The sequence below is a fragment of the Hoeflea sp. YIM 152468 genome (genome assembly GCF_029210485.1).
Taxonomy (GTDB): domain Bacteria; phylum Pseudomonadota; class Alphaproteobacteria; order Rhizobiales; family Rhizobiaceae; genus Hoeflea.
Genome location: NZ_JARGET010000038.1, coordinates 411875 through 421027, shown reverse-complemented (window position 1 = coordinate 421027; position 9153 = coordinate 411875). Strand labels below are relative to the sequence as shown.

Genomic DNA, 9153 nt, shown 5'->3' with positions numbered 1-9153 from the left:
CCACCAAAGGAGTGCCCAATCATGGCAACCGTAAAAGTAGACAGCACAAATTTTCAGAGTGAAGTGCTCGATTCCAAGGTACCTGTTGTGGTCGACTTCTGGGCGGAATGGTGCGGCCCTTGCAAAATGATTGCGCCGAGTCTTGAAGAAATTTCCAAAGAGATGGAAGGCGCCGTCAAGGTCGTCAAACTCAACATTGATGAAAATCCGGAACTGGCTTCGCAGTTCGGCGTCCGCTCGATTCCGACACTGGCCATGTTCAAGAATGGGGCAGTGGCCGACATCAAGGTCGGCGCTTCGCCCAAGTCAGCGCTTTCCAGCTGGATCTCCGGCGCCGTTGCCTGAAGCGCTCATCGAGCCTTGATGCGCTGAAAACGCTACGCGAGCTACCAGATACCCGTCCGGGACACCGGGCGGGTATTATCGTTTGGCGCGGCCGCGCTCAGGTTGGTGGCGTGCCGTTGGCTTTGAGCACCTCGCCCAGAAGATAGAGCGAGCCACAGATGAGAATGCGCGGAGGCTGCTCCGATGCGGTCCAGTTCCTGCAGATGACGGAAATTGCGGTTTCGACATCTGTGGCCGGTTCGGCGCTTAATCCAGCCTCGTCGGCAGTGTCAGCGAGAAACGCCGGATCAAGCCCGGCATCAGAACCAGGCACCGGCACGGTGAAGACATGCCGGGCCATGCCGGCGTAGGCCTCGAAATAGCCGGCCGGATCCTTGGTATTGATCATGCCTGCGATCAGGAACAATGGCCGTGATTCGCGGTCATTTAGATTGGCCATGGCTTCGGCGATGACCAGGCCCGCTCCGGGATTGTGGCCGCCGTCGATCCACAGCTCAGCCCCCTCCATTGCCGCATCGACCAGTCGTCCGTGCGTGAGCCGTTCCAGCCGTCCCGGCCAGGAAACCGAGAGCAGACCGGCCGCGATGGCCGGTTCATCAAGCTTGAAGCCGGCCGCTTTCAGCGCACGGATCGCCGCGGCTGCATTGGCCTGCTGGTGTCTTCCGGCCAACTTGGGCAAGGGCAGGTCGATCAGCTCGTCCTCGTCCTGATAGGCAAGCCGCCCGTTTTCCTCGAAGGCCAGGAAATCCTGGCCGTAGATGCTGAGCGGGCAACTCAGCCTCCCAGCGGTTTCGATCAGCACCTCGCGTGCCGCACTCTGGGGCTGTGCGCCAATCACAACCGGAGATCCGGATTTGATGATACCGGCCTTTTCCATGGCGATCAGTTCGACGCGATCCCCCAGATAGGCCTGATGATCCAGCGAGATAGACATGATCACGGAAACGGCGGGGTTGGTGATGACGTTGGTCGCGTCGAACCGTCCGCCGAGTCCGACCTCGATCAGCGCCACATCGGCGGGAGATTCGGAAAACAGCAGGAACATCACTGCGGTGAGGATCTCAAAGACCGTGATCATCTCGCCCTGATTGGCGTCCGCGACCCGGCGCACGGCATCGGCCAGCACCGCGTCTCCAACCAGCTGCCCGCCGCCTTCGGCGCCAAGACGAAAACGTTCATGCCAGTTGACCAGATGCGGCGAGGTGTGGACGTGGACCGTCAGACCATGGGCTTCGAGAATGGCCCGGCAGAATGCGCTCGTCGATCCCTTGCCGTTGGTCCCGGCAATGTGAATGACCGGGGGCAGCTTCTGATGCGGATTCCCGAGCCGCTCAAGCAGACGCGCGATTCGACCCAGCGAAAGGTCGAACCCTTTCGGATGCAGCGCCATCAGCGCATTGATTTCCCGTTCGGCAGCCGACACGACCGTTCCTCCCGCCGCTATGCCGGCGTGACTTGAGACCTATTCCGCAGCTTCAGCCGGTGCAGGCTCAATCGGCGGGGCCGGAAGTGCCACCGGGGCGGGAGCATCCAGCTTGAGGAAAATCCGCAGCAACCGGGCGACGGTGCCGGGAATGTCGTGGCGGTGCACCACCATGTCGATCATGCCGTGTTCGAGCAGATATTCCGATGTCTGGAAGCCTTCGGGAAGTTTCTCCCGAATGGTCTGTTCGATCACTCGTTTGCCGGCAAAGCCGATTTCCGCACCGGGCTCTGCAATGTGAATATCTCCAAGCATGGCATAGGAGGCGGAAACGCCACCGGTGGTCGGATTGGTCAGCACGACGATATAGGGCAGGCCGGCTTCTTTGAGCATTTGCAAAGCCACGGTGGTGCGCGGCAGTTGCATCAGCGACAGGATACCTTCCTGCATGCGCGCGCCACCCGACGCCGGGAACATGACCAGGGGACAGTTCCGGGCGATGGCGGCTTCAAAGGCCTGGATGATGGCCTCACCGGCGGCGATGCCGAGCGATCCGCCCATGAAGGCAAAATCATGCACGCAGGCGACGATCTCGACGTCGCCGACTAAGCCATGCGCCGAGACGATTGAATCCTCGATCCCTGTCTTGGTGCGGTTTTCGCGCAGCCTGTCGCTGTATTTCTTGGAATCCCGGAACTTGAGCGGATCCTGAGGCACTTTGGGCGAAGGCAGCACCGTATATTTGCCCTCGTCGAACATATGTTTGAGCCGCGCCTCGGCGGTCATCTTCATGTGAAAGCCTGATGCCGGGATGACGAAGTGGTTTTCTTCCAGATCATTATGGAAAACCATCTCGCCGGTTTCCGGGCACTTGATCCAGAGGTTTTCCGGGACTTCACGGCGACCGAGTATCGAATTGATTTTCGGCCTGACGTAGTTGGTGATCCAGTTCACTTCATCTTCTCCGGTTGCTCTACCTATGTGGGGAGATTATTGCGTCGGTGCAAGGCGCGCGGCGCGAACGCCGGTGGCAAGGCCGCGCACCATGGTGGCGACACTTTCCACCGTATCGGTCGTTGCAGCGCCTTTGGCGTCAAGTGTATTGGCGATCTGGTTGACGATCGCCGTGCCGACCACCACGCCGTCGGCCGAGCGGCCAATGGCGCGGGCCTGTTCGGCGGTTTTCACCCCGAAACCGACGCAGACCGGCAGGCTGGTGTGAGCCTTGATCCGCTCCACGGCGGCGTTGACCTTTGTCGTGTCGGCAATGGCCGATCCGGTGATTCCGGTCATCGACACATAGTAGACAAAGCCCGAAGTGTTGCTCAGCACCCGCGGCAGCCGTTTGTCGTCTGTGGTCGGCGTCGCCAGGCGGATGAAATTGAGCCCTGCCTCCAGCGCCGGCAGACACAATTCCTGGTCCATTTCCGGCGGCAGGTCGACCACGATCAGACCGTCGATGCCGGCTTCCTTTGCATCGATCAGAAACCTGTCCACGCCGTAGATATAGATCGGATTGTAATAGCCCATCAGCACGATCGGGGTGTCATTGTCGCCCTTGCGGAAATCAGCCGCCAGCGACAAGGTCTTGGCCAGCGTCTGGCCGGCTTTCAGCGCCCGTTGTCCTGCCATCTGGATCGCCGGGCCATCGGCCATCGGATCGGAGAACGGCATGCCGAGCTCGATCACGTCGGAACCGGCGCCTGGCAGCGCCTGCATGATCTTCAGCGATGTGTCGTAATCCGGATCGCCGCCCATGAAATAGGTCACAAGCGCCGGCCGGCCCTCGGCCTTGAGCTTTTCAAAACGGGTATCGATACGAGTGGTCATTCAGGATTTTCCGATCTCGGGGTGGTCAAACAACGCGCCCTTGTTCCAGGCTTCAACATCATTGCCATGATTGGGAATGCCGCCTGCATCCTTGAGCATCCGCGCCAGATGCATCAGGTTCCAGGTCATGAATGTGGTGTTGCGTTTGGTGAAATCATTGTCGTAGCCGGCGCCGTCATCGCCATAGGATTTGCCCGGCCCGACTTCGCCGATCCAGCCGCAATCGGCCTGCGGCGGAACCGTGTAGCCGACATGCTGCATGGCGTAGAGGCAGGTCATCGAGGCGTGCTTGACGCCATCCTCGTTGCCGGTGATGACGCAGCCACCGACCTTTCCGTAAAAGATATACTGGCCGCGGTCGTTGCGCTGGCCCGAATGCGCGTAGAGCCGTTCGATGATCACCCGGCACAGCGAGGATTCCTCGCCCAGCCACAACGGTGTCCCGATCACCAGAATGTCGGCATCGCGGATTTTCGGCCAAAAGACTTCCGGCCAATCATCCCGGTCAGCGCCGTGTTCGCGCATGTCGGGCTGCACCCCAAAGGCAATATGATGGTCGGCGGCGCGCAGCAGATCCACCTGAACGCCATTGGTCTCCATGATTGCCATGGCATTGTGCATCAGCCGCTCGGTGTGGCTCTCGCCTTGCGCCGTGCTCTTGAGCGTCGTGTTGATGAACACTGCCTTGAGATCGGAGAAACCGGACATGATCAGAGTTCCACACCGAGAATCTTGCCGACGGTGAAGATGTCCTTGTCGCCGCGACCGCACAGGTTCATCACGATGATCTGGTCCTTGTCCATTTTCGGCGCGCGCTTGATCACTTCGGCCAGGGCGTGGGAAGGTTCCAGCGCCGGGATGATGCCTTCAAGCTTGGTCAGCAGCTGGAAAGCTTCCAAGGCTTCCGTATCCATGATCGGCACATAGTCGACCCGGTTCGATTCCTTGAGCCAGGAGTGTTCAGGTCCGATTCCGGGATAATCGAGACCGGCCGAGATCGAATGGCCTTCCTTGATCTGTCCGTCGCCGTCCTGCAGCAGATAGGTGCGGTTGCCGTGCAGCACGCCGGGCAAGCCGGCGGTCAGCGAGGCACAGTGCTCTTCGCCGTCCAGACCCTTGCCGCCGGCTTCCACACCGACGATCTGCACATTCTGGTCGTCCAGAAACGGATGGAACAGCCCAATGGCGTTGGATCCGCCGCCGACAGCGGCCACCAGCATGTCCGGCAAACGTCCTTCTTGAGCCATCATCTGCTCCCGGGTTTCCTCGCCGATCACCGACTGGAAGGTACGGACCATTTCCGGATAGGGGTGCGGACCGGCAGCGGTCCCGATCAGATAATAGGTGTCGTCAACATTGGTGACCCAGTCGCGGAGCGCCTCGTTCATGGCGTCTTTGAGCGTGCCATGCCCGGAGGACACCGGATGAACCTGAGCGCCCAGCAGTTTCATGCGGAACACGTTCGGCGCCTGACGCTGCACATCGGTGGCGCCCATATAGACTTCGCACGGATAGCCAAAGCGCGCGGCTACGGTGGCGGTGGCGACGCCGTGCTGGCCGGCGCCGGTTTCGGCGATGATCCGGGTCTTGCCCATCCGTTTGGCCAGCAGGATCTGACCGACGCAATTGTTGATCTTGTGCGATCCGGTGTGGTTGAGTTCGTCGCGCTTGAAGTAGACCTTGGCGCCGCCGAGATGCTCGGTCAGTCGCTCGGCGAAGTACAGCGGTGACGGACGGCCGATATAATGGCTGTTGAGATGCGCAAGTTCCTCCCGGAAGGCGGGATCGTTCTTGGCCTTGGTCCATTCCTCTTCCAGCTCCAGAATCAGCGGCATCAGTGTTTCGGCAACGAAGCGGCCACCGAAAATACCGAACATGCCTTGTTCATCGGGGCCGGTACGGTATGAGTTTGGTTGGGTTGTCTGGTTCAATTCATTTACTCCTGAGACCATTCCCTGCCGCTGCCGCAGCGTCCGCTTGATGAACAGCTTGAACAAACGCGGTGATCATGTCGAGGTTCTTGATGCCGGGCGCGCTTTCAACGCCTGAGGACACATCAACTGCCCGCGCCCTGCTGATACCAAGCGCTGCGCCGATATTGTCTTTCGTCAACCCACCGGAAAGCATGTAACTGGTTGCCCCGTCAAGCGTGGCAAGGAGGCGCCAGTCAAAGCTGACACCATTGCCGCCGGGCAGGTCGGAATCTTTCGGCGGCTTGGCGTCGAACAGAAACCGGTCGGCGATGCCCTGGTAGGGGGAAATCCGCGCCAGATCCGAGGCTTCGCGGATGGCAAATGCCTTCATCACCGGCAAACCGTAGCGGGCCTTGAGCCAGGCTGCGCGCTCGGGGCTTTCGCCGCCATGCAACTGCAGCCAGTCCGGCTTCATGCGGCCGACAATCTCATCAAGCCCGGCATCATCCATGTCAACAGTGACCGCCACCGTCGCCAGCCCACGCGATCGCGCACGCTCGGCCAGTGTGGCTGCGGTTCCGACGGCGACATGGCGGGGGCTTTTCTCGAAAAAGATGAACCCCACCATGTTGGCGTTCAGATCAGCCGCACGATCCACCGCTTCAGGCGTGCTCAGGCCGCAAATCTTGATCTGTAGTGTCATGCCGGCTGACGTCGCACAAAACGGCGGCTGAGTCGAGATAAGGATGGCTTCCGCTGCGTCGATTCAGCCGGTCGCGTGGGTCAGAAACTCACCGCGAACAGCCGTGACCCGTTCTGCTTGAGCCAGCGCTTGCCCTCAGCGGTTCGTGGGCAGAGCTGTTTGCAGGTCGCCCAGAAATCCGGCCCGTGGTTCATTTCTTTCAAATGCGCCACCTCGTGGGCGGCGAGATAATCGATCACGAAGTCCGGCGCCATGGCGATGCGCCAGGAAAACGACAGGTTTCCCTCGGATGTGCAGGATCCCCATCGGCTCTTGGTGTCCTTGTAGGAGATCCCCCGCACAGGCTTGCCCAGGGTCGCGGCATGTATCCTGACACGGGCTTCCAGTTCACGCTTGGCAACCCGCTTGAGGTGATCGGAAACCCGCCGGCCGATATGCTCGGGCAGACACGAAATCAGCAGGGTCGGCACTCCGTTAATCTCGGTCTCTTCGGCCAGACCGCGCAGCTTCCCGGTCATCTCGATCCGGTGCTCCACTCCGCGAATGGCGATCTTTCCATGCTGCTTGAGGGTTTCGCCGTCCTCTACGCGCGCCAGCCGGGTCATCAGCCAGCCATGATGACGGAGGAGAAAGGCTTCCACTTCATGACCGGGGAGACCACGGGGAATGGTCAGTTTCAGCGCCTGGCCGCCGGGCTCGATCCGTAACGTCATCCGCGTCGCACGCGGGTTCTCGCGGATGGCCAGCGGCAAGTCACGGCCATTGACCGAGATGGTCTCGGGCCGCGGTGCTGAAGTCTTCTTGGTGGGGGATATATGGCCAAATCCGAACATGGCGGTGATTTTATCCGATTCGCCGACGGGAAAGGCCGGAAAATACAGTGCCGGGTGCTAAAAAAGCGGCGCCCCGCAAAGAGCGCCGCCCGCATCTGCTTGTTTGCCAGTCAGCCATCGATTTCAGGAACCGAGCCGCCTTTTCTGGCTTTGTCCTGGCTGGCCTGACGATCGGCCATGAAGCGGTCAAACTCCTCACGGTCCCGCGCCATGCGCAGATCGCGCATATGCTGGTCGAACTCGCGGCGCATTTCATCAAGCTTCTTGCGCTCTTCGTCGAGCCGCGCCAGTTCGGTGTCGCGCCAGTCATCAAAGGCTGCGTTGCCGCTGCCTGTGCGCATGCCGTGACGGGTCTTGCGAAACGCGCCGGTGAAATCATCCGTCGCACGGTTTACATCTGCCTTGAACGCGTCAAGCCGGTCGCCCCAGATGATATAGGCAAGCATGGCAAGCCCGAGCGGCCAGAATACCATGAAGCCCAGTACCATCAAGGCGATCGTCGCCGGCGTCCATGCAGGGCGGATCAATGCGGTTTGTGTCATCAGCTGAAACCTCATCTGGTGAAGGGAAGCGGGGATCGTTCCCTTGAGAATTTGATGTGGTAAATGCCAGACAGCTATTCAAGAATATGGTCGCAGGAAACCGCTATTCGTCTGTTTTAATAGATGAATTTTGGTTGACTAAAATACCTGGCAAATGAAGAATCAGTTGCTCAGGCCACCTTTGACGAGCCTTGGCGCCGCTGGTTTGGCGCGATTGTCGAGCGCGTGTGTGCGGACAAAATCAAGGATTCGCGGCGCGATCTCCGAGCGGAAGCGCGAGCCGTTGAAGACACCGTAATGGCCGACTTTCGGCTGAACATAGTGGTGCCGCATGGCATCGGGAATATTGGGGCAAATGGTCTGCGCCGCCTTGGTCTGGCCCAGACCCGAGATGTCGTCATTCTCGCCTTCCACCGTCAACAGGGCGACATTGCGGATGGCAGCGGTGTCGACCTTGCGGTCCCGGTGCATCATTTCGCCCTTTGGCAGCGAATGTTTGATGAACACCGTATCGACGGTCTGCAGATAGAATTCGGCGGTCATATCCATGACCGCAAGATACTCATCGTAGAATTCACGGTGCCGTTCCGCCGAATCGCCATCATCCTTGACCAGATGCACGAAGAAATCCTTCTGCGCGATCATGTGCCGGTCGAGATTCATGGTCATGAAGCCCGACAATTGCAGAAAGCCAGGATAGACCTGGCGGGAAAAGCCCGGCAACGGCCAGGGCACCTGCATGGTGACATTGTCTTCGAACCACTCGATCGGTTTTGCCTGTGCCAGTTCGTTGACACCGGTGGGGCTGATGCGGGTGTCGATCGGGCCTCCCATCAGCGTCATGGTCGACGGGACAAATTTGTCGCCATTCTCTTCCATCACCGCCACCGCCGCCAGAACCGGCACGGAGGGCTGGCAAACAGCGATCACGTGCGTGTCGGGCCCGAGCGCGTGCAGCATGGAAATGATGTAGTCGATGTAGTCGTCCAGATCGAAGCGGCCTTCGCTTACCGGCACGATCCGGGCATCTGTCCAGTCGGTGACGTAGACCTCGGCGCTGGGCAGCAGGGTTTCGACGGTGCCGCGCAGCAGCGTGGCGTAATGGCCCGACATCGGGGCCACAAGCAGGATCTTGGGGTCGGGGCGATGATTGGCCGGCAAGGCGCGTTCAAAATGGACCAGGTTGCAAAAGGGCCGCGACCAGACCGTTTTTTCGCGAACCGACACCGGACCGGTAACGAGCTTGGTCTGGTCAAGTCCGAATTCGGGCTTGGCGTAGCGGCGCGTTGTGCGTTCAAACACTTCAAGCCCGGCGGCGAGCGATCGGCCAAGGTGCGTGTGGGACAATGGATTGACCGGGTTCTCGAAAGTCATACGCATGGCATCGGCGTAAACACGCATCGGCGCAATGGCCGCATGGTTGAGTTCGTACATCTGGTAGAACATGGTGATATGCCTCTTGTTATGACAGACAAGCTGCCCGGTTTCCGCCATCATGCATGTCATTTCCTTACCGGAGTCTGACTTGTTGCAGCGCGTAAACGGTGGGAGACCCTATCACGGT

At 59.9% G+C, this 9153-nt stretch carries 10 protein-coding genes; 1 reads left to right on the top strand and 9 read right to left on the bottom strand.

The genetic code is table 11. The features are described 5' to 3' along the window. Window positions 1-21 precede the first annotated feature (21 nt). Window positions 22-345 carry a thioredoxin gene (gene trxA, locus PZ897_RS19950; RefSeq protein ID WP_275754507.1) on the top strand — a complete coding sequence of 108 codons (324 nt, stop codon included), beginning with the start codon at window positions 22-24 and terminating at the stop codon, window positions 343-345. A gap of 97 nt (window positions 346-442) precedes the next feature. Here the strand turns inward: trxA and PZ897_RS19945 are convergent, their stop codons facing one another. The 9 genes from PZ897_RS19945 to PZ897_RS19905 all read right to left on the bottom strand — a co-directional run bounded on the left by PZ897_RS19945 (window position 443) and on the right by PZ897_RS19905 (window position 9035). Beyond that, complete coding sequence (locus tag PZ897_RS19945; RefSeq protein WP_275754595.1) at window positions 443-1735, bottom strand: folylpolyglutamate synthase/dihydrofolate synthase family protein; 1293 nt, start codon at window positions 1733-1735, stop codon at window positions 443-445. A gap of 72 nt (window positions 1736-1807) precedes the next feature. Next, window positions 1808-2722 carry an acetyl-CoA carboxylase, carboxyltransferase subunit beta gene (gene accD, locus PZ897_RS19940; RefSeq protein ID WP_275754506.1) on the bottom strand — a complete coding sequence of 305 codons (915 nt, stop codon included), beginning with the start codon at window positions 2720-2722 and terminating at the stop codon, window positions 1808-1810. A 36-nt stretch (window positions 2723-2758) separates the two neighbouring features. Beyond that, window positions 2759-3598, bottom strand: coding sequence for a tryptophan synthase subunit alpha (gene trpA, locus PZ897_RS19935; protein ID WP_275754505.1), 840 nt, complete (start codon window positions 3596-3598; stop codon window positions 2759-2761). Continuing rightward, window positions 3599-4306 (bottom strand): flavodoxin family protein, encoded by a 708-nt coding sequence (locus PZ897_RS19930; protein WP_275754504.1) that lies wholly within the window; start codon window positions 4304-4306, stop codon window positions 3599-3601. It lies immediately after the preceding gene. Between the two features lie 2 nt (window positions 4307-4308). Further along, window positions 4309-5529, bottom strand: coding sequence for a tryptophan synthase subunit beta (gene trpB / locus PZ897_RS19925; RefSeq protein ID WP_275754503.1), 1221 nt, complete (start codon window positions 5527-5529; stop codon window positions 4309-4311). Between the two features lies 1 nt (window position 5530). Then, complete coding sequence (locus PZ897_RS19920; protein WP_275754502.1) at window positions 5531-6214, bottom strand: phosphoribosylanthranilate isomerase; 684 nt, start codon at window positions 6212-6214, stop codon at window positions 5531-5533. Window positions 6215-6294: 80 nt separating this feature from the next. After that, window positions 6295-7047, bottom strand: coding sequence for a M48 family metallopeptidase (locus tag PZ897_RS19915; RefSeq protein WP_275754501.1), 753 nt, complete (start codon window positions 7045-7047; stop codon window positions 6295-6297). A 110-nt stretch (window positions 7048-7157) separates the two neighbouring features. Continuing rightward, window positions 7158-7589, bottom strand: coding sequence for a DUF2852 domain-containing protein (locus PZ897_RS19910; protein WP_275754499.1), 432 nt, complete (start codon window positions 7587-7589; stop codon window positions 7158-7160). A gap of 162 nt (window positions 7590-7751) precedes the next feature. After that, complete coding sequence (locus PZ897_RS19905; RefSeq protein ID WP_275754497.1) at window positions 7752-9035, bottom strand: polyhydroxyalkanoate depolymerase; 1284 nt, start codon at window positions 9033-9035, stop codon at window positions 7752-7754. Between the last annotated feature and the right edge of the window lie 118 nt (window positions 9036-9153).